22 protein-coding genes and 1 tRNA gene are annotated in these 24,698 nt (G+C 61.9%); 15 read left to right on the top strand and 8 right to left on the bottom strand.

Annotated features, from left to right (window positions below):
* The first annotated feature begins 7 nt into the window (after positions 1–7).
* The 4 genes from EDC35_RS17735 (at position 8) to EDC35_RS17720 (ending at position 3,952) form a co-directional block, all read left to right on the top strand.
* On the top strand, positions 8–1,018 hold the full coding sequence (locus EDC35_RS17735; RefSeq protein ID WP_132978596.1) for a thiamine pyrophosphate-dependent enzyme: 1,011 nt from the start codon (positions 8–10) through the stop codon (positions 1,016–1,018).
* A 2-nt stretch (positions 1,019–1,020) separates the two neighbouring features.
* Positions 1,021–2,649 (top strand): NAD(P)-binding protein, encoded by a 1,629-nt coding sequence (locus EDC35_RS17730; RefSeq protein WP_132978595.1) that lies wholly within the window; start codon positions 1,021–1,023, stop codon positions 2,647–2,649.
* A 208-nt stretch (positions 2,650–2,857) separates the two neighbouring features.
* A complete protein-coding gene (locus tag EDC35_RS17725) occupies positions 2,858–3,313 on the top strand; it encodes a rhodanese-like domain-containing protein (RefSeq protein ID WP_132978594.1) in 456 nt (151 codons plus the stop codon).
* Positions 3,314–3,373: 60 nt separating this feature from the next.
* Positions 3,374–3,952: a peptidylprolyl isomerase gene (locus tag EDC35_RS17720; RefSeq protein WP_132978593.1), complete on the top strand. Its 579-nt coding sequence runs from the start codon at positions 3,374–3,376 to the stop codon at positions 3,950–3,952.
* A gap of 234 nt (positions 3,953–4,186) precedes the next feature.
* On the opposite strand, the gene EDC35_RS17715 is transcribed toward EDC35_RS17720, so the two are convergent.
* The gene (locus EDC35_RS17715) at positions 4,187–5,110 is read right to left on the bottom strand and encodes a DNA ligase (protein ID WP_132978592.1); all 924 of its coding nucleotides are present in this window, start codon (positions 5,108–5,110) and stop codon (positions 4,187–4,189) included.
* Between the two features lie 28 nt (positions 5,111–5,138).
* Here EDC35_RS17715 and cysD point away from each other — a divergent pair, with 28 nt between their 5' ends.
* Entirely contained in the window at positions 5,139–6,038 is a 900-nt protein-coding gene (cysD, locus tag EDC35_RS17710) for a sulfate adenylyltransferase subunit CysD (protein ID WP_132978591.1), read from the top strand.
* Positions 6,038–7,939, top strand: a complete 1,902-nt coding sequence (gene cysN / locus EDC35_RS17705) for a sulfate adenylyltransferase subunit CysN (protein ID WP_132978590.1) — start codon at positions 6,038–6,040, stop codon at positions 7,937–7,939. The genes cysD and cysN overlap by 1 nt, the downstream gene beginning before the upstream one ends.
* 203 nt (positions 7,940–8,142) lie before the next feature.
* On the opposite strand, the gene EDC35_RS17700 is transcribed toward cysN, so the two are convergent.
* Positions 8,143–9,024, bottom strand: coding sequence for an ABC transporter ATP-binding protein (locus EDC35_RS17700; protein ID WP_132978627.1), 882 nt, complete (start codon positions 9,022–9,024; stop codon positions 8,143–8,145).
* A 131-nt stretch (positions 9,025–9,155) separates the two neighbouring features.
* Between EDC35_RS17700 and fliW the strand changes: the two genes are divergently transcribed.
* On the top strand, positions 9,156–9,575 hold the full coding sequence (gene fliW, locus EDC35_RS17695; RefSeq protein ID WP_132978589.1) for a flagellar assembly protein FliW: 420 nt from the start codon (positions 9,156–9,158) through the stop codon (positions 9,573–9,575).
* A 37-nt stretch (positions 9,576–9,612) separates the two neighbouring features.
* Here fliW and EDC35_RS17690 read toward each other — a convergent pair whose 3' ends face one another.
* The 4 genes from EDC35_RS17690 to pabB form a co-directional block, all read right to left on the bottom strand.
* Entirely contained in the window at positions 9,613–10,215 is a 603-nt protein-coding gene (locus EDC35_RS17690) for a DedA family protein (RefSeq protein ID WP_132978588.1), read from the bottom strand.
* 50 nt (positions 10,216–10,265) lie between these two features.
* Entirely contained in the window at positions 10,266–11,693 is a 1,428-nt protein-coding gene (locus EDC35_RS17685) for an amino acid permease (RefSeq protein WP_132978587.1), read from the bottom strand.
* A gap of 206 nt (positions 11,694–11,899) precedes the next feature.
* Entirely contained in the window at positions 11,900–13,936 is a 2,037-nt protein-coding gene (locus EDC35_RS17680; RefSeq protein WP_424565302.1) for a sodium-translocating pyrophosphatase, read from the bottom strand.
* 140 nt (positions 13,937–14,076) lie between these two features.
* Positions 14,077–15,483 (bottom strand): aminodeoxychorismate synthase component I, encoded by a 1,407-nt coding sequence (gene pabB, locus EDC35_RS17675; protein WP_132978585.1) that lies wholly within the window; start codon positions 15,481–15,483, stop codon positions 14,077–14,079.
* Between the two features lie 287 nt (positions 15,484–15,770).
* On the opposite strand from pabB, the gene EDC35_RS17670 reads away from it, so the two are divergent.
* From EDC35_RS17670 to EDC35_RS17665, 3 genes are all read left to right on the top strand, one after another.
* Positions 15,771–16,187, top strand: coding sequence for an acyl-CoA thioesterase (locus tag EDC35_RS17670; protein WP_243651773.1), 417 nt, complete (start codon positions 15,771–15,773; stop codon positions 16,185–16,187).
* Positions 16,188–16,310: 123 nt separating this feature from the next.
* On the top strand, positions 16,311–16,631 hold the full coding sequence (locus EDC35_RS18935) for a DUF262 domain-containing protein (protein WP_243651772.1): 321 nt from the start codon (positions 16,311–16,313) through the stop codon (positions 16,629–16,631).
* Entirely contained in the window at positions 16,631–17,896 is a 1,266-nt protein-coding gene (locus tag EDC35_RS17665; RefSeq protein WP_243651771.1) for a hypothetical protein, read from the top strand. Before EDC35_RS18935 ends, EDC35_RS17665 begins: the two co-directional genes overlap by 1 nt.
* Before the next feature lie 61 nt (positions 17,897–17,957).
* Here EDC35_RS17665 and EDC35_RS17660 read toward each other — a convergent pair whose 3' ends face one another.
* Both EDC35_RS17660 and EDC35_RS17655 read right to left on the bottom strand, forming a co-directional pair.
* A complete protein-coding gene (locus EDC35_RS17660) occupies positions 17,958–18,401 on the bottom strand; it encodes a tetratricopeptide repeat protein (protein WP_132978584.1) in 444 nt (147 codons plus the stop codon).
* A 48-nt stretch (positions 18,402–18,449) separates the two neighbouring features.
* Positions 18,450–19,286 (bottom strand): inositol monophosphatase family protein, encoded by an 837-nt coding sequence (locus EDC35_RS17655; protein ID WP_132978625.1) that lies wholly within the window; start codon positions 19,284–19,286, stop codon positions 18,450–18,452.
* A gap of 105 nt (positions 19,287–19,391) precedes the next feature.
* Here EDC35_RS17655 and EDC35_RS17650 point away from each other — a divergent pair, with 105 nt between their 5' ends.
* From EDC35_RS17650 to EDC35_RS17630, 5 genes are all read left to right on the top strand, one after another.
* The gene (locus EDC35_RS17650) at positions 19,392–20,861 is read left to right on the top strand and encodes a mannose-1-phosphate guanylyltransferase/mannose-6-phosphate isomerase (RefSeq protein ID WP_132978583.1); all 1,470 of its coding nucleotides are present in this window, start codon (positions 19,392–19,394) and stop codon (positions 20,859–20,861) included.
* Between the two features lie 341 nt (positions 20,862–21,202).
* Positions 21,203–22,294: a redox-regulated ATPase YchF gene (ychF, locus tag EDC35_RS17645; RefSeq protein WP_132978582.1), complete on the top strand. Its 1,092-nt coding sequence runs from the start codon at positions 21,203–21,205 to the stop codon at positions 22,292–22,294.
* Positions 22,295–22,533: 239 nt separating this feature from the next.
* Positions 22,534–22,610, top strand: a tRNA-Met gene (locus EDC35_RS17640).
* Between the two features lie 194 nt (positions 22,611–22,804).
* Positions 22,805–23,071, top strand: a complete 267-nt coding sequence (locus EDC35_RS17635) for a hypothetical protein (RefSeq protein WP_132978581.1) — start codon at positions 22,805–22,807, stop codon at positions 23,069–23,071.
* 344 nt (positions 23,072–23,415) lie between these two features.
* On the top strand, positions 23,416–24,618 hold the full coding sequence (locus EDC35_RS17630) for a methyl-accepting chemotaxis protein (RefSeq protein ID WP_132978580.1): 1,203 nt from the start codon (positions 23,416–23,418) through the stop codon (positions 24,616–24,618).
* The last annotated feature ends 80 nt before the right edge of the window (positions 24,619–24,698 follow it).

Here is a 24,698-nt window from a genome sequence, read left to right as displayed (position 1 = left end):
GAACGCCATGACTGCCAGTATCGTCAAGTTCTATCAGACCGGCACCCACACCGTCGGCAACCGTCTGCTCGATCCCTCGCAGCGTTCGGTGCAGGCCGACATGCGGCGCACCAACTCGCTCAACTCGGGCCATCGCGCCTGTCAGGGATGCGGCGAGGCGCTCGGCGCACGCTATGCCATCGACGCGGCCATGATGGCGACCGACAACCAGTTGATCGCGGCCAACGCGACCGGCTGTCTGGAGGTCTTCTCCACGCCCTATCCCGAAACCTCCTGGCAGATCCCCTGGATCCATTCGCTGTTCGGTAACACCGCTGCGGTCGCGACCGGCATCGCCGCCGCGCTGCGGGTCAAGGGTCGCCAGGATGTCCGCGTGGTCGCACAGGGCGGCGACGGGGGCACCACCGACATCGGTTTCGGCTGCCTCTCGGGGATGTTCGAGCGCAACGATGACGTGCTCTATATCTGCTACGACAACGAGGCTTATATGAACACCGGGGTGCAGCGTTCCTCGGCCACGCCCGGCGCGGCGCGCACCGCGACCACGCCAGCGGTCGGTACGGAACCCGGCAATGTCTTCGGTCAGGGCAAGAACCTGCCATTGATCGCGATGGCGCATGAGATCCCCTATGTCGCCACCGCCATCGTGTCCGAACTGCGCGATCTGGAGGCCAAGGTCAAGCGCGCGATGGAGATCCGGGGCGCACGTTACATCCATGTCTTCGTGCCCTGTCCGCTGGGCTGGGGCACCAATTCCTGGGACACCATCCGCATCGCCCGGCTGGCCAAGGAGACCGGCATCTTCCCGGTGATCGAGGCGGAACATGGCGAGTTGACCGGCGTCTCCAAAATCCGCCGGCAACTGCCGGTCGAGGATTATCTGAAACCACAGAAACGCTTCGCGCACCTCTTTGCGCCGGTCCTCAATACCGCTGCCATTGACCGGATCCAGGCGCTGGCCGACCGGAATATCCGGCGCTTCGGACTGATTGACGCCACGACCGGGATGGGAGACTGATCATGGAAAAGCCTTTTGCCATCACACTCGATGTCGGTTCCTCGCTCGCCAACAAGACCGGGAGCTGGCGCACCTATCGCCCGGTCTATGTCGATCGTCTGCCGCCCTGCAATCATGCCTGTCCCGCTGGGGAGAACATCCAGGGCTGGCTGTTCCACGCCGAATCGGGCGACTACGAGCAGGCGTGGCGCGCCCTGGTGCAGGACAATCCCATGCCGGCGGTCATGGGCCGGGTCTGTTATCACCCCTGCGAATCGTCCTGCAATCGCGGGAACCTGGATCAATCGGTCGGCATCAACGCGGTCGAGCGCTTCCTTGGCGATCAGGCGATCCGGCTGGGCTGGTCGTTCGATCCGCCGGCCAGCGACTCCGGCAAACAGGTGCTGGTGGTCGGTGCCGGTCCGTCCGGACTCTCGGCGGCCTATCATCTGGCGCGTCTGGGGCATCGGGTGACCATCCACGAGGCCGGCCCCATGGCCGGCGGCATGATGCGCTTCGGCATCCCCAAATACCGTCTGCCGCGCGCGGTGCTGGAGGCTGAGATTCAGCGCATTCTCGATCTTGGCGTCACCCTCAGGCTCAACACCAAGGTCGCGAACATCGAAGAGACCATGCGTGAGGGGCAATTCGACGCCGCCTTTCTCGCCGTCGGCGCGCACATTGCCAAACGCGCCTATATCCCCGCTGGCGAGGCGGCCCATCTGCTTGACGCCATGCAGGTGCTGCGCGGCATGGAAGGCGAGGAACAGCCGCTGCTCGGGCGGCGCGTGGTGGTCTATGGCGGCGGCAACACCGCGCTCGATGTGGCGCGCACCGCCAAGCGGCTGGGCGCGACCGATTCCATCATCGTCTACCGCCGTACCCGCGAGAAGATGCCCGCCCACGACTTCGAGGTCGAAGAAGCCCTCCAAGAAGGCATCCTCATCAAATGGCTTTCGACCATCAAGAACATGTCCGACGAGGGCACGCTCACGGTCGAGAAGATGGCGCTCGATGAGAAGGGATTCCCCCAGCCGACCGGTGAAGTCGAGACGCTGGAGGCCGATTCGCTGGTGCTGGCGCTCGGTCAGGACGTGGATCTGTCACTGCTGAACGATGTGCCGGGGCTGGAGATCAGGGACGGCGTGGTGCAGGTCGGCGAGAACATGATGACCGGACGGCCCGGCATCTTCGCCGGTGGCGACATGGTGCCATCCGAACGTACCGTTACCGTCGCCATCGGTCATGGCAAGAAGGCCGCGCGTCATATCGACGCTTGGCTGCGCGGTGTCGTCCATGAGCCCGCACCCAAGCACGATCTGGCGACACCTGAGCGGCTCAACACCTGGTACTACGACGATGCGCCCAAACAGGTGCAGCCGACGCTCGATCTGATCCGTCGCCAATCCACCTTCGACGAGGTCGTCGGCGGTCTCGACGAGGGCAATGCGCTCTTCGAGGCGCGGCGCTGTCTCTCCTGCGGCAACTGTTTCGAGTGCGACAACTGCTATGGCGTCTGCCCGGATAACGCCATCGTCAAGCTCGGTCCCGGACTGCGCTTCGCGGTCAATTACGACTACTGCAAGGGCTGCGGCATCTGTAACGCCGAATGTCCATGCGGGGCGATTGTCATGGTGCCTGAAGCGATCTGACGCACCGGCTCAGTGAGCCGCTGCAATGGATTGCATCAAGCAGCGCCGGTGCGTCGGGGATCAGACCTTCCACAACCGATCCGCACGCACCAGGCGCTTCAAGCTTTCCCCGATGCAGTCCCTTGCATTCCGCGCCTCTGACCAAATCATGGCGACTCGCTCAATCAAGCGCGGGCATTGCTCAGAAACAACCCTTTTGGACCCAACCATGAACAGGCTATCTCAATATCCCCGCCGCTTCTCCGTACTGCTTGGTGCCGCATTCCTGTTCGGCGTCGGCTGCTCACAGGCCGGTGGTCCCACCCTGACGGCACCCGAGGCGCTCGACAAGGCCCGTGCTGGCGAGATCACACTCATCGACATCCGCACCCCGATTGAGTGGCGCCAGACCGGCGTTGCCCCGGTCGCGCATCGGATCGACATGCAGGATCCGCAAGGCCCGTCCGGCTTCGCCAGCAAGGTGCTGGCTGAAGTCGGCGGGGACAAGTCAGCGCCCATCGCACTCATCTGCCGCACCGGCAACCGCAGCGGTTACATGCAGCAGGAATTGCAGCGGCAGGGCTTTACCAACGTCTACGATGTCAGCGAAGGCATGGCCGGCGGGCGGGCCGGACCGGGCTGGATCCGCCGCGCGCTACCCGTCGAGTCCTGCACGAACTGCTGACAGACGACTGACCGACCGTTTTACCGTCGCAATTTTTCTCAACCTCCCACAGGAGACAGCATGTCCAATCCGTCGAACTACCTCGCCGGCATCCTCGCCGCCGTCATCGCCACCCCTACCCTCGCGGCCAACCCCAGGGTGGCGCTTGATGTGAGCATCGGCGACCAGCCAGCCGGAACCATCACCGTCGAACTCTTCGCCGATGTGGTGCCCAAGACGGCAGAGAACTTCCGTGCGCTCTGCACCGGTGAGAAGGGCAAGGGCCAGAGTGGCAAGGATCTGACCTACGCCGGCAGCCCCTTCCACCGCATCATCCCTGAGTTCATGATCCAGGGCGGCGACTTCACCCGTGGCAACGGCACCGGCGGCGAGTCGATCTATGGCGAGAAATTTGCCGACGAGAATTTCACACTCAAACACACCGAGGCCGGCATGCTGTCCATGGCTAACGCCGGCCCCAACACCAACGGCTCGCAGTTCTTCATCACGGTCGCCGCCACGCCCTGGCTGGACGGCAAGCATGTCGTCTTCGGCAAAGTGGTCGAGGGCATGGATGTGGTCAAGGCCGTCGAGGCCCAGGGCACCCGCTCCGGTCGTCCCCAGCAGCCCGTCACCCTGACGGCCTGCCGTCAGCTTTGATCCTGAAAAGCGATTGAACCGCAACGCGCAAAAATAGAGATTTAGGCGCTTTCCGGGAAGGTTTTTATCCACCTGAGAGACCGCTCATTGGACAGGATTAACAGGATGACTCAGGATTAACAGGATTCAAAACAATCGGTTGAAATCCTGTCCACCCTGAAAAATCCTGTTACTCCTGTCTATTCGAGACGTGCGATCAGGTATGGTTTTTTCAGGAAATCACCCGAAGCCGGCCTATTCCTCCGCCCGCACCCGCAAAAAACTCGCGAAGCGGGGTGTTCCCTTATTCGTGTAACCCCGATATTTGAAGGTCACCAGACTGCCAACGGACGGGGGATCGCGCCGTTGCGCATCGGTGAAGCCGCTGCCAAGCCGGAAGCGGCGTCCTTCCCGGTCCTCGACCAGCAGGGCGCCGAGCATGCCCGCATATTTGCCCTGACCGGGCAGGTGCCCGATCACCCGCGCCTCGGCGTCCTGATAGGGCTTGACCTTGAGCAGATCGTTGGTGCGACCGGCGCGATAACTGGAACCGTCCCGGTGCAGCATCAGTCCTTCGCCGCCAGCCGCGACGACGGCATCGAGTCGCGCCATCAGTTCGGCATGATCGGCAACCCGGAACTGCTCGACCGGCGCCAGATAATGACTCGGCGAACCGGCCAGGATCCGCCTGAGTGACTGGAGCCGCTGCCCGAAGGGCGCATCCACTCCCGGCAGATCGAAGACCATGAAGCGCACCGTCCGCCAGACATCGGGATCGGGCGTCTGTCGTCGCACCGCGCCAGATAGACGCTCGAAGGTGCCGCGTCCCATCCAGAGTTCGCCATCCAGGGGCTCTGACGGAAAACCGGCCGTGAACCAGTCGGGCGACTGAATCGGATTTCCGCCACGACTGACAAGTCGCTTACCATTCCAGTAGGCGCGCACACCATCGAGCTTTTCACTCACCCAATAGACCGACAGATCGATGCCTTCCTGATAGGTGTTCGCCAGCATCAGGGCGGGTTTGCCCGAGCTGGCCGGATTGATCTGAGGTGTCTGGGTGGCATCCTGAACCACCGCCGACAGACCGGGCGATTCCGCCGCTCCCGGCAAGGCGATCAGACAGAGCAACGGCAGGATCCAGAAGGATCGGCGAAAGGGCAATCCCGGCGTGTCCATCAGCGGTCTCCCGAGTCAATCGATAACAATGAAAACACTGACACATCTTGAACAACTGGAATCGGAGAGCATCCATATCCTGCGCGAGGTCGTGGCCGAGGCCGAGACGCCGGTGATGCTCTATTCGATCGGCAAGGATTCGGCGGTCATGCTGCATCTGGCCAGAAAGGCCTTTTATCCCTCGCCGCCGCCCTTTCCGCTCCTGCACGTGGATACCACCTGGAAATTTCAGGACATGTACCGACTGCGCGACCGGGCCGCGCGTGAAGCGGGGATGGAACTCATCGTCTACCGGAATCCCGAGGCGCTCGCACGGGGCATCAATCCATTCGATCACGGCGCACTGCACACCGACATCTGGAAGACCGAAGGTCTGAAACAGGCGCTCGACCTGCACGGCTTCGATGTCGCCTTCGGCGGCGCGCGACGCGACGAGGAAAAGAGCCGGGCCAAGGAGCGGATCTTTTCCTTCCGCTCGGCCAATCATCGCTGGGATCCGAAAAATCAGCGTCCGGAACTCTGGAAGCTCTATAACGCGCGCAAGGCCAAAGGCGAGAGCATCCGCGTCTTTCCCATCTCGAACTGGACCGAACTCGACATCTGGCAGTATATCCATCTCGAAGGGATCGAGATCGTGCCGCTCTATTTCAGCGCGCCGCGTCCGACCGTGGTACGCGACGGTCTGATTCTGATGGTCGATGACGAACGTTTTCCCTTGCAGGCAGGCGAGGAGGTGATCCCGCGTTCCATCCGCTTCCGCACCCTCGGCTGCTATCCGCTGACCGGCGCAGTCGAGAGCACGGCCAGCACGCTGCCCGAGATCATCCAGGAGATGCTGCTGACGACGACCTCAGAGCGTCAGGGGCGCGCCATCGACCACGACCAGTCGGCCAGCATGGAAAAGAAAAAGCAGGAAGGCTATTTCTGATGAACGATCCCATCTACCAGACCGATGACCTGATCGCCCAGGACATCGATGCCTATCTGGACCGGCATCGGCACAAGACCATGCTGCGTTTCATCACCTGCGGCAGCGTGGACGACGGCAAATCGACCCTGATCGGGCGTCTGCTCTATGACAGCAAACTGATCTTCGAGGATCATCTGGCGGCGCTCGAAGCCGATTCAAAACGGGTCGGTACCCAGGGCCAGGAGATCGATTTCGCGCTGCTGGTTGATGGTCTGGCCGCCGAGCGCGAACAGGGCATCACCATTGATGTCGCCTACCGCTTTTTCGCCACCGAGAAGCGCAAGTTCATCGTCGCCGACACGCCGGGGCACGAGCAGTACACCCGCAACATGGTGACCGGCGCCTCGACCGCTGATCTGGCGGTGATCCTCATCGACGCACGCAAGGGTGTGCTGACCCAGACCCGGCGTCACAGCTATCTCGCCCATCTGGTCGGCATCCGACACCTGGTGCTGGCCATCAACAAGATGGATCTGGTTGATTATGATCAGGCGGTCTTTGAGCGCATCGTCGCTGACTATCGCCACTTTGCCGACCGGATCGGCATCGGCCCTTTCACCGCCATCCCACTCTCGGGGCTCCGGGGCGACAACATCACCAGGCGCAGCGACGCCATGCCCTGGTACGCCGGCCCGGCGCTGCTGGAGCATCTGGAGACGGTGAATCTCGATGCCGACCGGATGCAGGAGCATCCGTTCCGGCTGGCGGTGCAGTGGGTCAACCGTCCCAATCTGGATTTTCGCGGCTTCTCGGGCCAGATCGCCAGCGGTTGGGTGCGTCCGGGCGACGCGGTACGTGTGCTGCCGGGCGGCCAGACATCCACTGTCACACGCATCGTCACCTTCGATGGCGATCTTGACGAGGCACGCGCCGGTCAGTCAGTCACCCTGACCCTGGCCGACGAGATCGACTGTTCGCGCGGTCAGGTCATCGCCCGCGCCGACCAGCCGCCGGAGGTCGCTGACCAGTTCGAGACCACGCTGGTGTGGATGGCCGGCGAACCGATGCTGCCGGGGCGTCCCTATCTGCTCAAGCTCGCGACCAATGTGGTCACGGCGACCGTGACCGACCTGAAATATCAGATCAACGTCAACACCCTGACGCACGAAGCCGCCAAGACCCTGGGGCTGAACGGGATCGGCGTCTGCAATCTCTCGCTTGATCGGGCGCTGCCCTTCGAGCCTTATACCGACAACCCGGATCTCGGCGGTTTTGTTCTCATCGACCGTCTGACCAGTGCCACGGTCGGTGCCGGCATGATCCATTTCGCCCTGCGGCGCAGCCATAACATCCACTGGCAGGCGATTGAGGTCAATCGCGCCGCCCACGCCGCGCTCAAGCACCAGCAGCCGCGCTTGCTCTGGTTCACCGGCTTGTCCGGATCGGGCAAATCGACCATCGCCAATCTGGTTGAAAAGAAGCTCCACGCACTGGGACGCCATACCTTTCTGCTCGATGGCGACAACGTCCGCCACGGGCTGAACCGGGATCTGGGCTTTACCGAGGCGGATCGGGTGGAGAACATCCGGCGTGTCGGCGAGGTGGCCAGACTCATGACCGATGCCGGCCTGATCGTCCTCACCGCGTTCATTTCGCCCTTTCGCAGCGAGCGCCGCATGGTGCGGCAACTGCTGCCGGACGGCGAGTTCATCGAGATCTTCATCGACACCCCGCTTGAAGTGGCCGAAGCACGCGATCCCAAGGGGCTCTACCGCAAGGCGCGGGCGGGAATGCTCAAGAACTTCACGGGCATCGACAGCCCTTATGAAGCGCCCGAAGAGCCCGAGATCCGCATCGACACGACCCGTCTCTCGGCGGAGGAAGCGGCGGAGATCATCGTCCAGGCCATGACCACATAAACCGCGCCCTGTGCGGCATGCAATGTTTTTGGATTGGATCAACCTTGGCAGTATCGACAATTGCTGGAGCGAGCGCGGTTTAAGGGGTTAAAAAATTTAACATTTTAAACCGCGTCTCCACTGAGGTCGTAGACATCCACAAAGCAAAACACAAAATGAAAATGACGCATATCGCGCTGGACGCGGTTTAAGCTGGACGCGGTTTAAGCTCTGAGCGCATGTCCGGTGAGCTTCAGAAAGAGGTCTTCCAGATTGGGCGTCGCGACCCTCAAGGCGCTCAGATCGACGCCGAGACGTTCCAGTTCAGCCAGTGTGAGCGGCACGTCTTCGGCCTGGATCTCGATTTCACCATGACGGACCAGGGCTTCTGGCGGCAAGGGCAGGGTTGCCGGCCAGGCGGTGTCCGGCAGATGAATGAGACGGGCCGGAAAATGCTGCCGCACCAGCGCCGCCGGGCTCCCCTCGACGATCATCCGCCCGCGATCAATGATCGCAACCCGGTCGCACAGACGCTCGGCCTCCTCCATGTAATGAGTCGTCAGCAGAATACTGGTGCCGCGCCGGCGGACCTGCTCGATCAGGCTCCAGAAATTGCGCCGGGCCTGCGGATCGAGCCCGGTGGTCGGCTCGTCCAGAAAGACCAGATCGGGATCGTTGACCAGCGCAATCGCCAGCAACAGACGCTGGCGCTGACCGCCTGAAAGCTTGCGGGTGTCACGATCCAGGATGTCGGACAGATTGCAGAGCCGGATCAACTCGTCGCGATCCGCCGTGCGTCGATAGAGGCTGGCGAACATGGCCAGCGACTCGCCCACGGTCTGAAAATCCTGAAGGGCGGTGGCCTGGAACTGAATGCCGATGGATTCGCGATAATTGCGCCCCAGGGGTTGACCGCGATAGAGCACCACGCCGGAAGTGGGCGTCTGAATGCCTTCCAGCATCTCTAGGGTCGTGGTCTTGCCCGCTCCGTTCGGTCCAAGCAGACCGTAACACTGGCCGCGCTCAACCCGAAAGCTGATGCCATCCACGGCACGCACGCCGGGATAGAGCCGGACCAGATCGCGCGCCTCGATCAGGGTGTCTATGATGTGACGGCGGGAGCCCGATTCATCCGGCGCGCCGATGTCTCCGCTCGCCGTCAGAGCAGCTTGATCCCACGAGATTTCCATGCGATTTTCAGGCACTCTTTTCCACGCTCGTTATTGAGGATTGGATCATGACCGAACAGACCGCTTCCGATTCATCGACACAAAAGCTGGTCTTCCCGAGAGGGATCCCCGGTTTCGAGGATCAGACCCGCTATAACCTGTTCCATTCGGACACCGAATCCGGACGGGTTTACTGGATGGAGTCGGAAGACCGCCCCGAGATTACCTTCACCTTCGTCGATCCCAAACTCTATGGACTGAATTATGAACTGGAGCTGACCGACGACGAACAGACGCTGCTTCAGGCCGAGCGTCCGGACGATGTGGCGGTGCTGCTGATGCTGTGGAAGCAGGAGGAGCCCGGCCAGGACGCGAAACCCGGCCTGAACGCCAATATCGCCGGACCAATCCTCATCAATGTCGAAAAACGCTTAGGGATGCAGAAGATTCTCGCCAGTCCGAAGGTGGAGTTGAATATTACCGAGTAAGATCCGGTTCCGCAGAGGCCGGCGTCCGGCCTCGCGGTTAAGCCGGCTGACGTCGCTGCCACAGATAATAGCCGGACAGAATCAGGCCAACGCAGACCAGCACCACCAGCGTCATCAGATGCAGATTCTCTTTCAGCAGCATCTCGTTGCCGCCGATGAAATATCCCAGCGCGATCAGGATCGCCGACCAGATCCCCGCCCCGAGACAGGTATAGAAGACAAAAACGGATAACCGCATGCGACACAGCCCGGCAGGAAGCGAGATCAGATGTCGGATCCCTGGAATGAGGCGCCCGGTGAACGTAGAGATGGCGCCATGCCTCTCGAAGAAGACATCCGTTTTATGCAGAAGCGCGGGCCGCACGAAGAAATATTTTCCGTAACGATCCAGAAAAGGCCGCCCCACCCAAAGCGCAAATCCATAATTGACGCCAGCCCCCGCCAGACTGCCAATAGTTGAGGCGAGCAGAATGAGGAACAGATTCATCTCTCCCTGATAGGCAAGATACCCGGCCGGAATCAGCACCAGTTCGCTGGGTACCGGCAGAACGGTGGACTCCAGCGCCATCAGAATGAAGATCCCGACATATCCCCAGCCATGGACCGTCGCCAGGATCCAATCGATGAATTCATGCAGCATCCGTTATTAGCCTCGATCAAAAGTTGTCATGGAACCTCCCGCCACCACGGTCAACTTGCCTGGCTGCGGAGCGAATCGTTTCCAAGGGATTCAGGATTGACCGCCAGTGCGCTGTGGTGGCGGGAATAGACGAAATAGATGACGAGCCCGATGGCGAGCCAGACGCCAAAGGCGGCCCAGGTCTGCCAGGGCAGGCTCACCGCCAGGATCAGACAGAAGAAGGCGCCCAGAAGCGGGAACAGGGGCGAAAAAGGGATGCGGAAAGGACGCGGCAGATCAGGGTGCCTGCGACGCAGCACCAAAACACCCACCGAGACCAGAAAAAAGGCCGCCAGGGTACCGAGATTCACCAGCTTCGCGACCGCACCGATCGGGGTGAAACCGGCAATGAAGGCCATCGCGAATCCGGTCGCGAGGATCACTGTCAACGGTGTCTGGGTACGGCGGTCGATCCGCGCGAACAGAGGTGGCAGCAGGCCGTCACGGGCAATGGCCAGAAACACCCGGGTCAGCCCGTAATACATGGCGAGCATCACCGTGGTGAGCCCGGCGATCGCCCCGGCCGCCACCAGCCCGGCACCCCAGGGATAACCCAGCCGCAGAATCACCTCCGCCACGGGGTCGGACACGTTGAGGGTCGAGTAGTGAGCGACGCCGGTCAGCAGTCCGGCGACCAGGATATAGAGCAGGGTGCAGACCGCGAGCGAGGCCAGGATGCCGATCGGCAGATCGCGCTGGGGGTTGCGGGCCTCCTCGGCGGCAGTCGAGACCGCGTCGAATCCCAGATAGGCGAAGATGACCAGCGCCGCCCCACCCATCATGCCGCCCCAGCCGAATGGCATAAAAGGGGTCCAGTTAGCCGGCTCCACATGGGAGGAGGCAATAACGACGAAAACCGTGATCGCCAGAAGCTTGATGAAGACCATGGCCGCGTTGACCCGCGCACTCTCGCGCACACCCACGGCCAGCAGCAGGCCGAGAACCAGCACGATGACGAACGCTGGCAGGTTGACCAGCCCGCCCTCCAGCGGCCCCCTGAGCAACTCCGGCGGCAACCCCAGACCGACTGCCTCAAGGGCGGTATTCGCATAACCCGACCAGCCGATGGCAACCGCCGAGACCGCAACCGAATACTCCAGGATCAGATCCCACCCGATGACCCAGGCGATCAGTTCACCCATGCCGGCGTAGGTGTAGCCGTAAGCGCTGCCGCAGCCACCGATGGCAGCAGCCAATTCGGCGTAGGCCATGGCGGCAAAGGCACAGGCAAATCCGGCGACGACATAGGACAGAACAATGGCCGGCCCTGCCTTGGTCGCGGCAGCGACACCGGTCAGGACGAAGATGCCCGCACCGATGACGGCGCCGATACCAAGCAGGGTCAGGTCCAGCGGACCCAGGATCCGCCGCAACCCACTACCGTGAGCAACATGATCGGCATTGATCGCCTTGGTCCGCAGCAATTCGGATGCACGCATAGCAATCTCCGTGTCTGTCGCTGTTATCGAGCGTCACTGGAACAGGATGAGCGAATAGACCGACCAAGCCGGCAACCCGCTTGCAGGCCGGTACATACCGGGAACGCATTTTGCCATGTGTCACATAAAAAAGGCGCGGCCAATGCCGCGCCTTTTTGGTCATCCTGGCCCGGTTTGACTGACCCGGGCCTTCAGACCGCTCGCGATCAGAGCAACGGCACCAGCAACAGGGCCACGATGTTGATGATCTTGATCAGCGGGTTGATGGCAGGACCGGCGGTATCCTTGTAGGGGTCGCCGACGGTGTCGCCCGTGACGGCCGCCTTGTGCGCCTCCGAACCCTTGCCACCGAAGTTGCCTTCCTCAATGTACTTCTTGGCGTTGTCCCAGGCACCGCCGCCGGTGCACATGGAAATGGCGACGAAGAGACCGGTGACGATAGTGCCGATCAGCAGACCGCCGAGTGCGCGGATGCCGGCGCCATCACCCATGAGGATGTTCATGCTGACCGCGACCACGACGGGCACCAGGATCGGCAGCAGCGAGGGAATGACCATCTCTTTGATGGCGGCCTTGGTCAGCAGGTCAACGGCGCGCGAATAGTCCGGCTTGGCCGTGCCTTCCATGATGCCCTTGATCTCTTTGAACTGACGGCGAACCTCGATCACGACCGAGCTCGCGGCGCGACCGACGGCTTCCATCGCCATGGCGCCGAAGAGATACGGCACTAAGCCGCCGATGAAGAGACCGATGATGACAGCCGGGTCGGACAGGCTGAAGACTTCCAGCTTGCCAGCGGCTTCAAGGTTATGGGTGTAGTCCGCGAACAGCACCAGCGCCGCCAGACCGGCGGAGCCGATGGCGTAGCCTTTGGTGACGGCCTTGGTGGTGTTGCCGACCGCATCCAGTGCGTCGGTGATCTGGCGCACTTCCTTGGGCAGACCGGACATTTCGGCGATGCCGCCAGCGTTATCGGTGATCGGGCCATAGGCGTCGAGGGCGACGACCATGCCGGCCATGGAGAGCATGGCGGTGGCGGCGATGGCAATGCCGTAGAGGTCGCCGACCGCATAGGAGGCCCAGATCGCCAGACAGACCGCCAGCACCGGCAGCGCGGTGGACTTCATGGAGACCGCGAGACCGGCGATGACGTTGGTGGCGTGGCCGGTTTGCGAGGCTTCAGCGACATAACGAACCGGATGGAATTCGGTCGCGGTGTAGTACTCGGTGATGACCACCAGCGCAGCGGTGAGCGCTAAGCCGATCAGGGTGCAGAAGAGCATCGCAAAGAGATGATCCCACATGAACAGCGCGGTCACGACGGCGAAGCCAACAAAGGCCAAAGCGCCTGAAACGATCATGCCGCGATAGAGCGCGCCCATGATCTTGCCGCCCGGCGCCATCTTCACCTGGTAGGAACCGATGATGGAGGCGATGATGGAGACCGCGCCCAGCACCAGCGGATAGAGGACATAGTCGATATCGAAACCGCCAGCGGCCTTGGAGAGGAGTCCGCCGAGAACCATGGTGGCGACGATGGTGACCGCGTAGGTCTCGAAAAGGTCAGCGGCCATACCGGCGCAGTCGCCGACGTTGTCGCCCACGTTGTCGGCGATGACAGCCGGATTGCGTGGATCGTCCTCAGGGATACCGGCCTCGACCTTGCCGACCAGATCCGCGCCCACGTCGGCGCCCTTGGTGAAGATACCGCCGCCAAGACGGGCGAAGATCGAGATCAGCGAGCCACCGAAGGCCAGACCGATCAGCGCATGCAGCGCCGCTTCATTGGCGCCGAGGAAGGCGAAATAACCGGCCACGCCGAGCAGGCCCAGGCCCACCACCAGCATGCCGGTGACGGCGCCGCCACGGAAGGCGATGGCGAGCGCGGAATCGAGACTCACGGTCGCGGCCTGCGCGGTGCGGACATTGGCGCGCACCGACACGTTCATACCGATATAGCCGGCGAGACCGGAGAGAATGGCGCCAACCGCGAAACCGCCGGCGGTCGCCATGCCGAGCGCGAACCAGAGGACGAGAAAGAGCGCGGCACCGACGATGCCGATGGTGGTGTACTGCCGATTGAGATAGGCCTGGGCGCCGGCCTGGATGGCCGCCGCGATGTCCTGCATGCGTCCTGATCCGGCGGACTGTTTATTGATCCAGGCGACGACGACCAAGCCGTAGACGACGGCCGCGATCCCCGCGATGATGGCGAACGAAAGGGCAAAACCTGTCATGTAGATCCCCCGTTGTGGGTTGTGTTGGTATGTGCCGAATAGTATCGGTGCCGACTGTCACGTCGCCAAACCCAGCCACATGCGCGGTCGGTCGCCAAAACGGCACGGAACTTTAACACAAAGACCTTATTGTTTTCCGCTGTCCATTATGCGGAGATCTTTGCCCGATTCGCGCTCATCCCCGCCGCATTCCTGGCGAGCAGATCGAGCAGCGGGCCGGCCTTATGACAGGTCTCACGGTATTCGGATTCGGGGTCGGAATCGGCGACGATGCCGCCGCCCGCCCATAGCCGGATGATCCCGGCTGACTGCACCAGGGTGCGGATGGTGATATTGGTCTGCATGGCGCCGTCGAATCCCAGATAGCCGATCGACCCGCAGTAGACGCCGCGCCGGTGCGGCTCCAGTTCCTCAATGATCTCCATTGCACGCCGCTTGGGCGCACCCGTGATGGAACCGCCGGGGAAACAGGCGCGCAGCAGATCCACCGCCGTCCGCCCCGCCGCCAGCCGCCCAGTCACGGTGCTGACCAGATGATGCACACGGGCGAAGGTCTCGATCGCGAACAGCCGGGGCGCCTGTACGCTGCCGGTGGCGCAGACCTGGCCCAGATCGTTGCGCAGCAGATCGACGATCATGAGATTCTCGGCGCGGTCCTTGGGACTGAGACGCAGGGCATTCGCCAGTCGCCGGTCCGCGTCAGCATCCGGGCTGCGTGGACAGGTGCCCTTGATGGGCCGGGTCTCGACCTCGCCGTCGCGCACGTACAGAAACAGCTCCGGGGACGAGCAGAGAATCTGCCAGTCGGGCGTCTCCAGATAGGCGCCGAACGGTGCTGCGTTGAGTGTGCGCAACAGACGATAGGCCGGCCAGGGATCGCCCACGGCGGGCGCGGCGAAACGGCGGGCGAGATTGACCTGATAACAGTCACCGGCGTGCAGATAAGCCTTGATTCGTGCGATGGATTGCAGATAGCGTTCGTGGCTCATGTTCGGACGCACCCGGTCGAGCACCCGGAAGGATCCGCCACCCGGCGCTTCCGGCCGCCCGGCCAGCACCGCCGCCAACTGATCCGCGCGTGCGCTCAGGCTGGATGCGTCCGGCGCGACCAGCCGGGTCCGCCGATCGACATGATCCACGACCAGCGCCCAGTCATAGATGCCGACCGCCATCTCCGGGAGATTCTCGGCATCCTGCGCAAGGTTTGGCAGCGGCAGCAGACGGCGCGCCAGGTCGTAGCCGAAATAACCGATGGCGCCGCCAGCGAACGGCAGTCCATGACAGGCGGGTCGGACAGGGCCAAGCGCCTCGGCCAGCAGCGCAAATGGATCGTCCGCTGAGATCCGGACGCCGTCCGCCGTGCGGATCTCGGTCCAGGCTCCGCGCGTGACCAGCGTCCTGACCGGATCGGCGGTGAGGATGTCATAACGGCCCTGAATGCTGAGTGGACGCCCGCTGTCGAGAAAGACCGGCCAGGAAGCGGTGCGCAGCGCCGCGAACAGCCCGGCGCTGTCAGGACGGTAGGGGATCTCGCAGGTCACAGGAAACGGCATCACAGCGTTCGTTGGGTTATCGTTGGTCGCCAATTGATGGAACCCTATAAACCTCAATCCCGCAGTTTGAACCGCAAAGGCGTAAAGGACGCAAAGTAAAAAACAACATGTGACTCTTCTGCTGTGCTGCATCCGCCGCTAAAGCCGTCGGACAGCACAGGATTCTGACATTCTTCGTGTTCTTTGCGGTTCAACATCGCCTTTCAATTTCATGAAAATATGGACGCCATGACCGACAGACTGAAACCCTCTTCCAGCCCACTGTCCTGCCGGGAGCGAATCTGACCGTGGATAGAGCCGATCCAAGCATCCCGCGTGACATCGATCCCAAGACCTGGCAACTGGCCACCCGGGTCATCGCCATGCCGAGCGAAACCAACGCCTATGGCGACATCTTCGGCGGCTGGCTGCTGTCGCAGGCCGATCTGGCCGGGGCGACCATCGCCATCCAGGTTGCCGGAGGGCGGGTCGCCACCGTGGCGGTCAAGGAATTCCGCTTTCTCGCCCCGGTCCTGGTCGGCGATCTGGTGGAAGCCTTTGCGCGACTGCTCCATGTCGGTCGCACCTCCATGACGGTCGAGATTCAGATCTGGGCGCAGCGTGAACCCGATCCGCAGAGCCGTCAGCAGGTCGCCGTGGCCCAGTTCACCTATGTCGCCGTGGACAAGAATGGCCAGCCGCGTTCGGTTTCGGCGCCATTTTAGGTGGGCGCCACCACTTGCCAACAGGTAAATCGTGACGCACCGATATTTGTCCGTCACCGCCGCTAATTTCACCTAATTCAATGGCACTCGTACTGACGGAATCAGCCAAGAGATCGCTAAATCATGAGTTTCAAAACCGCAGAGCCTGCCCTGAAAGACGTTTTGGATGCGATCGCCAAAGGCGAGACACAGTTACCGGATTTTCAGCGTGGCTGGGTCTGGGACGACATGCACATCAAATCGCTGATCGCCAGCCTGTCGTTGTCTTACCCCATCGGGGCCGTGATGTTTCTTGAAGCTGGCGGTGTTCCTTTCAAACCGCGTTTGTTCGCAGGGGTGACGCTACAACCGGCACCGATACCGAAGACCTTCGTACTGGACGGGCAACAGCGCCTGACATCCATGTACCTCGCGCTGCGCAGCGGTTCTTCCCAGTGGCGTTAGTGTTCGATATCCAGGGCTTCATGCACTGGGAAAGCGGTTTCAGCGCCTACTTCAAGTTCGACTCGGAAGCCATGCAGTTTATGCAGCGGTTCCGCAACGAGATCTGGCTACGCTTCCAGCAGTTCAAGGTACCGGCTATTGAGCTTACACAGGATACGCCGCGTGAAGCGGTCTGTCAGGTGTTCGAGAAGGTCAATACCGGTGGTGTCACGCTCACGGTCTTTGAGTTGATGACGGCCACCTTTGCGGCAAGCGATTTCAATCTGAGGGAAGATTGGGACGCCCGCCGTGTGCGTCTGACCGCCAAGCATGAAATCCTCAAAGCAGTCGATGGCACCAGCTTCTTGACGGCTGTGACGCTGCTTGCCAGTTATCAACGGCATTTGAACAGCAAGACGGCCGTTTCCTGCAAGCGTGCGGATGTTCTGCGTCTCGAACTTGCCGATTTCACACGACTTCAGGGGCATGTCGAGGAGGGATTCAAAAAGGCGGCGGAATTGCTTGCCGAGGAGAAAATCTTCGACACCAAGGGGCTTCCATACGCCACGCAACTGATCCCGCTGGCGACCATTTGCGCTCAACTGGCGAGCAGCGTGACGCAGCATGGTGTGAAGCAGCAATTGCTGCGTTGGTATTGGAGCGGCGTGTTCGGCGAACTCTACGGCGGTGCCAATGAAACCCGCTTCGCCATGGATCTACCGGAGATGATTCAGTGGATCGGCGGTGGTCTGGAGCCGCGCACGATTCGGGATGCCAATTTCGCCCCGACCCGTTTACTCTCACTGCAATCCAGGTTAGCCGCCGCCTACAAGGGTTTGGCGGCATTGCTGATGAAACACGGGAGTCAGGATTTCATCAGTGGCACGCCCATTGACCTCAATACCTACTTCAACAATGCCATCGATATCCACCATCTCTTTCCACGGGTCTGGTGTGAGGCCAACAAGCTGCCGCGAGACAAATGGAACAGCGTGGTCAACAAGGCACCGCTGGCAGCAGGCACCAATCGATTTATCAGCGGGGATGCGCCGAGCGTTTATCTGGCACGCATTGAGAAAAACAAACAGGTAAGCAGTGGAAACCTTGACGGGTTTTTGATTTCACACGCCATTCCTGTGGCTGAATTTCGCGCGGATCACTTCGACGTATTCATCCGCCACCGAGCATCGGCCCTGCTCGGGCTGATCGAAAATGCCACAGGCAAAACCGTCTCGGGACGCGACAGCGAAGAGACCGTCAAGGCCTTTGGCGGCACTTTGCCCTAATGCCAATCTTCGGCATCGGTGATCTGCACACGCCTCACCGAAGCCAGCACCAAACAGGGGTTCAAACTTCATCAAACCCGGCGAGGCGATAAAGCCGCCGCGCCTCATCCAGATCCCGTTCGACGCCGCGCCCTTCTTCATACAGCATCGCCAGTGTGGTCAGCGAGCCAACGAGTCCCTGGTCTGCGGCTTTCCTGAGCCAGATGACGGCCTGAGCTGGATTCCGGTCGGTGCATTCGCCCTCCATGTACATGAAGCCGAGGCCATGCTGGGCGAATCCAAGACCGGCCTCGGCGGCGCTTTTCATGTAACTGTAGGCCAGCGCGGGATTGGGCAGCATCCCCAGTCCGTTCTGGGCCATGATCGCCATGCGGTAGCGGGCCTCCGCATGGCCCTGCTCGGCGAGCGGAGCAAGGAGGCCCGCTGCCCGCGAGAACTGCTTGGACTCGAAGGCGGCGATGCCGCTGGCGAGATCCATATCGAGACTGTCGATGTTGTCGCTCATCTTGAAGTGCCTGATTCAGGAATAACCAATGGTCGTCCGCCACGCGCTTCAATGCGCGCGCCAGGGCAGATCCAGGAAGGCGAGCCAGCGTTCCAGCAGCGCGTCGCTCATCGCCGCAACCGCCAGTCGCGGTTCCAGACTCGGTTCCCTGGCTGGCGTGACGCCATCGGTCTGATAGTGTCGCGAGGGCACGCCGGCCTCGTCGGCGATCAGCCGACCGGCGGCATAGTCCCAGAGTCGCTGGTTGCCGTGCAGATAGAGCTGAAAACGTCCCGCCGCCAGCCAGCACCAGTCCAGCGCGACCGACCCCAGGTTGCGCTGCGAGCGGAAGCCGCCGGGACGAAAGAGCGCGGGCAGCGCGGCGGGCGGCAGTCGTTTCAGATCGATCATGGCGAGACAGTCGCTGAGTTCGAGATCGCTGCCGAGCGTGCCCGGCTGTCCATTGAGGACAGGGCGGAGCGGCTCGCCATTCAACCAGGCGCCCAGGCCGCGCGCGGCGGTAAAGCATTCGTCCCGCACCGGGTCGAAGACGATACCCAGCACCGTCCGTCCCTGTTCGATTAGCGCCAGCGAGATGGCGAAGCCGGGAAAGCCGAGCGCATAGTTGCTGGTGCCGTCCAACGGATCCAGCACCCAGACTCGCTGATCGGCGGCGGCGAGCAGACGCGCCTGCTCCGTGCCGCTCATCTCTTCACCGAGCAGCGGGATGCCGGGAAAGGCACGGTCCAGGGCGGCGACCAATCGGGTCTGCACCGCGAGATCCGTGGCGGTCACAAGACTACCATCGGCCTTCCGTTCGGTTCGCGCACAGTGAAAGCGCGGCATGATCTCGGTTGCAGCGATGTCGCGCAGTAACGCAGTCAGGAAATCGAGTTCGGGATTCAGCATGGTTTGCGTCCAACCTCCGGCGGTTCATTTGACCTCAATGGGGCCGTGTTGCTCTAATCGGGCGGTTTCTCCCGTCCCACTCATCCGTCCAGGTAGTTTACGATGCCCCTGCAACCCGTGATCCTCTCCGGCGGCTCAGGAACACGGCTCTGGCCGTTGTCCCGCGAGGCCTATCCGAAACAGTTCCTGCCTCTGGCCAGCGAGCACACCATGCTCCAGGAAACGGTGCGGCGGCTCGATGGGCTGGACGCGGAGCATCCGCGCCAGGCGCTTGCACTGTTGGATCCGCTGGTGGTCTGCAACGAGGACCATCGTTTTCTGGTCGCCGAACAGTTGCGGCTCATCGAACGGCATTCCGCCGGGATTATCCTCGAACCCAAGGGTCGCAACACGGCCCCGGCCCTGACGCTGGCCGCGCTGGCGGCAACCCGGTCGGACATCGATCCGATCCTGCTGGTGATGCCGGCGGATCACAGCATCCGTCACGAGCCTGCTTTTCGCGCTGCCGTGGCCGATGCGTGCGTCATCGCCCGCACCGGCGCAGTCGTGACCTTCGGCATCGTCCCGACCAAGCCCGAAACCGGTTACGGTTATATCCGTCAGGGATCGACCTATGAGATCGAAGGTCTGACCGGCCACGCTTATGTGCTGTCTGGATTCGTCGAAAAACCGAACGCCAGTACCGCGCAGGAGTATCTGGCCTCCGGCGGTTATCTCTGGAACAGCGGCATCTTCGTGCTCAAGGCATCGCTCTGGCTCGCGCTGATCGAACGCTTCCGCCCCGACATCGCCCAGGCCGCCGCCAGTGCCTTTGCCGGCGCCCGCGTGGACGGCGCTTTCCTGCGACTCGATCCCGATCTCTTCGGCGCCTGCCCCAGCGACTCAATCGACTATGCGGTGATGGAGCATCTGGCCGGAGACACCGCCGATCTGCCTCCAGCGGTCGTGGTGCCGCTGGATGCCGGCTGGTCGGATGTCGGCGCTTGGTCGGCGCTGTGGGAGGTTCGCGAGCAGGACGCGGGCGGTAACGTGCTCGATGGCGACACCTTCGTGCACGACGCACACAACAATCTGCTGATCGCCCAGCATCGCATGGTGGCAGCCATCGGCGTCAATGATCTGATCGTGGTGGAGACCCCGGACGCGGTACTGGTGGCGAGCAAGGAAAGTGCCCAGGATGTGAAGACCGTCACCCAGTTTCTGCAACGCGAACAGCGCAACGAATACCGTCATCATCAACAGGTCCATCGTCCCTGGGGGTCTTACGAAGCCATCGGCCAGGGCGCGCGTTATCAGGTCAAGCGACTGATCGTGAAGGCGGGCGAGTCGCTGTCGCTCCAGATGCACCACCATCGCGCCGAGCACTGGATCGTCGTCTCCGGCACCGCGCGCGTGACCTGCGACGAGCGCTCCTTTCTGCTGACGGAGAATCAGTCCGCCTATATCCCCGTCGGCGCCACGCATCGGCTGGAGAATCCCGGCAGCATCCTGCTGGAGCTGATCGAGGTGCAGTCCGGCAGCTATCTCGGCGAAGACGACATCGTCCGCTTCGAGGATCGTTACAACCGTTAAACCGCGTCCAGCGCGATAGGCGTCATTTTCAGTTTGTATTTGGCTTTGGAGATGTCATCTCCATCAGTGGAGACGCGGTTTAAAATTTTATATTTTTTAATATTTTAAACCGCGCCCGCTCGAACGGACGTCGATTCTGCCAAGGCTGACTCAATTCTCAAATATCACATACCGTACCGGGCGCGGTTTAAACTGCGTCCCCGCAATCCGCAGACGTTGCCGCAGTTTAAATTGCTAAATTGATTTAAACCGCGTCAGCGCCGCCCTTGCATGATTGCGCTGATCCTGAACGCAACACCGACCCAACCATACACCTCCACCAAACGCGGTTTAAATCAGACATGGGATTCAAATGCGGTATCGTCGGCCTGCCCAACGTCGGCAAATCGACCCTTTTTAACGCTCTCACCAGGGCCACCATCGCGGCCGAGAACTACCCCTTCTGCACCATCGACCCCAATGTCGGCGTGGTGCCGCTGCCCGATCCGCGACTCGATGTGATCGCCGCCATCACCAAACCTCAGAAGGTGCTGCCGACCACCATGCAGTTCGTCGATATCGCCGGGCTGGTCGCAGGTGCCTCCAAGGGCGAGGGGCTGGGCAATAAATTCCTCGCCAACATCCGCGAGACCGACGCCATCGCGCATGTGGTGCGCTGTTTTGAAAACGACGACGTGGTGCATGTCGCCGGTCGGGTCGATCCGCTGCACGACATCGAGGTCATCAACACCGAACTGGCGCTGGCCGATCTGGAGTCGGTCGAACGGGCGCTGGATCGCGCCCAGCGCGCGGCCAAGACCGGCGATAAAAAGATCCTGACCCGCAAGGCGCTGCTGGAACAGGCGCGCGATCAACTGGACGCCGGCAGGCCGGTACGCTCACTGGGGCTGGACGAAGAGGCGCTGCTGGAGCTGCGCGATCTCTTTCTGCTGACCGCCAAGCCGACCATGTACATCGCCAATGTGGCCGAGGACGGCTTTGTCGATAATCCGCTCCTGGACAGGGTCAGGGCGCTCGCCGCCGAAGAGGGGGCCGAGGTCGTGGCGGTCTGTGCTGCCATCGAGGCCGACATCGTCGAACTCGAAGACGCCGAGCGCGATGAATTCCTCGCCGAACTGGGGCTCGACGAACCCGGACTGAACCGGGTCGTGCGCGCGGGCTATCAATTACTGGGGCTGGAGACCTATTTCACCTCCGGCCCCAAAGAGGTCCGCGCCTGGACCATCCCCAAGGATGCCAAAGCGCCCAAGGCCGCCGCCGTCATCCACACCGATTTCGAGCGCGGTTTCATCCGTGCCGAAGTGATCGCCTATGAGGACTTCGTCGCCTGCAAGGGCGAACAGGGGGCGAAAGAGGCCGGCAAACTGCGCTCGGAGGGCAAGGAATATGTCGTCAAGGACGGCGACATCATTCATTTCCGGTTCAATGTTTAAACCGCGCCCAGTGCGGCACGCGATGTTTTGGGTTTGGACCGGCCTTGGCGGAATCGATGATTGTTGGAGCTGGCGCGGTTTAAGAGAAATATAAAATTAAACCGCGTCTCCGCCAGGGGCTGTGGATGCACCAAGCGCCGAACTCACTGGAAACTCAGTATCTCGCTCTGGACGCGGTTTAGGGCGCCACGGCCCATTGACGCCCCTGAGCCGCCTCCCTATAATCGCCCGTCTTTCCCGGCTACGTAGCTCAGTTGGTTAGAGCATCGCACTCATAATGCGAGGGTCCCCTGTTCGAGTCAGGGCGTAGCCACCAGCATTTTGATGACTGACTGTGCATGACTGCACGTCAGTCAACTCAAATCGTCAGACAGGCATTCGCTGTGGCGTTTTCATCAACGCCTGGCCTTTGACCCTATCCCGCCAGGCACCGACCCAGCCAGGGATGTGATGACAGCGTCGGGCGCCCAGCTTTTACGACACTGAACATTCAGCGGTGGCCCCATGTGGATGCCGAAGCCAGTGTATGAAGCCGTGCCCTATGCCTTCCTGCTTGGGGGTGTCGCCGCGATTGCCAGCGCCTTCGATGTCTCCGGCGTCTCTCATCTGCTGATCCTCGTCAGTGGTGCGATGCTCATCCTGTCGAGCGTCGTCGTCTTGAAGATGCGACGGGATGCGCGGCGCTGGGCCAGACGGCGCGCGGCACTGAAAGCCAGACTCCGCTACGGATCCCCGTCCGTTTTTTCGCCCTGGGGAATCAAAACAAAAAATCGCTGATCTGGTGAGCGTCATCTGCAAAGCGCTCCCAGCCAACACCGAGTTCCCGGACTCGCGTGCACGACTCTGGCCGCTTGGCAGCGTCTGTTCGAGATATTCAGGGATCTTGCCAACGTATCGTTTATCGCTTATAAGCCAGCAATCAGGCCAATGCGCGGTGCGCTCTGACGGGTTTTGAGCCCGATCCTGTCGCGCTGAACATCTTGCTTCCCGATGCAGCGGTCTGGATCTGTTACGGGATCTGCGCGCCTGCAATGCAGGCAGCAAAGTCGCGGTCTTCAGCCGTCTGACTGACTTGCGCGACGACGGCCTCAGTCAGAGCAACGCCTTGAGGAGAGAAGCGCATGTCGGTTCCTGAAAGACTTGGACGCGGCGTTTGGCCGGCCACCTTTCCTGTGCTCATCGGGCTGCTCGGGGCAGGCCTGCTGATCTTCGGTCAGGCTTTGACGCCCATCATTCAAGCCAGCATCCTCATGCTTTGCGGAATCCTCGCCAGTCTCGCGACGGCCTGGCTGACGCACGTTGCCATGCGGGATGCCTGCGCCCGGACGCGCGCCACGACTCTGGCGGAGATTCCGCCAGCCCCTTTCTGCATCGAAGGGCTGGATCAGCTCTGCGTCCAGGTCTTGCCCATCTGGGGCCGTCAGGTGGAGACCGCGCGTCACCAGACCGAAGACGCCATCACCCGTCTGACCGAGCGATTTGCCGGCATTTATGACCGGCTGGAATCGGCCATGGCACTCTCCAATCAGACAGCAGGCAACCTCTCCGGTGACGGATCCGGCAGCCTGTCGGCCATGCTTGCGGACAGCCGCCGCGAACTCGATCTGGTGCTTGAATCCCTGCGCGCATCCCTGCAAGCCAAGGACGAGATGCTCGGTCAGGTCCAGGATCTGGCGGCCTTCACGTCGGAACTCCAGGCCATGGCAACGGCGGTCGCCCGCATCGCCGATCAGACCAATCTGCTCGCACTCAACGCCGCCATCGAGGCCGCCCGCGCTGGCGAGGCCGGACGCGGCTTCGCCATCGTCGCGGGTGAGGTGCGCAATCTCTCAGCACTCTCGGGCGAAACCGGCAAGCAGATCAGCGCCCGCGTGCGGGCGATCAACGACGCCATCCTGCTCACCCGCAACAGTGCGGCGCGTTACGCGGAAGAGGATGCCCGACTGGTGCAGGGTGCCGAGCGGGCGATTCACGCCGTGGTCGACAGCTTCGAGCATGGCGCGGACGGACTCTCAGGCTCGGCGGCGCTGCTGCGCGAGGTGGGTGTCGCGGTCCAGGGTGAGATCGCCGAGGTGCTGGTGGCGCTTCAGTTCCAGGATCGGGTGACGCAGATCCTGTGCCAGGCATCGGGCGACATGGAACGGCTGGCCGGCCACCTGGAGGAGAGACAGCGTCAGCGCGAACAGGGAACACAATCGCAGACCATCGACGCCGGGTTGTGGCTTGACGAGTTGCGCCGCACCTACACGATGGCCGAACAACTGGACAATCACCAGGGCGTCGCGTCGCAGGGACGCGGCGCCTCCGATATCACATTCTTCTGACCCGGAGGTTGAGATGAGCAAGACGGTCATGATCGTGGACGACTCGGCGAGCGTGCGCCAGGTGGTCGCGATCGCCCTCA

Source organism: Thiobaca trueperi, assembly GCF_004342175.1.
Classification (GTDB): Bacteria; Pseudomonadota; Gammaproteobacteria; order Chromatiales; family Chromatiaceae; genus Thiobaca; species Thiobaca trueperi.
Note: the sequence above shows the minus strand (reverse complement) of the source record. Positions and strands in the feature narration are given on the sequence as shown.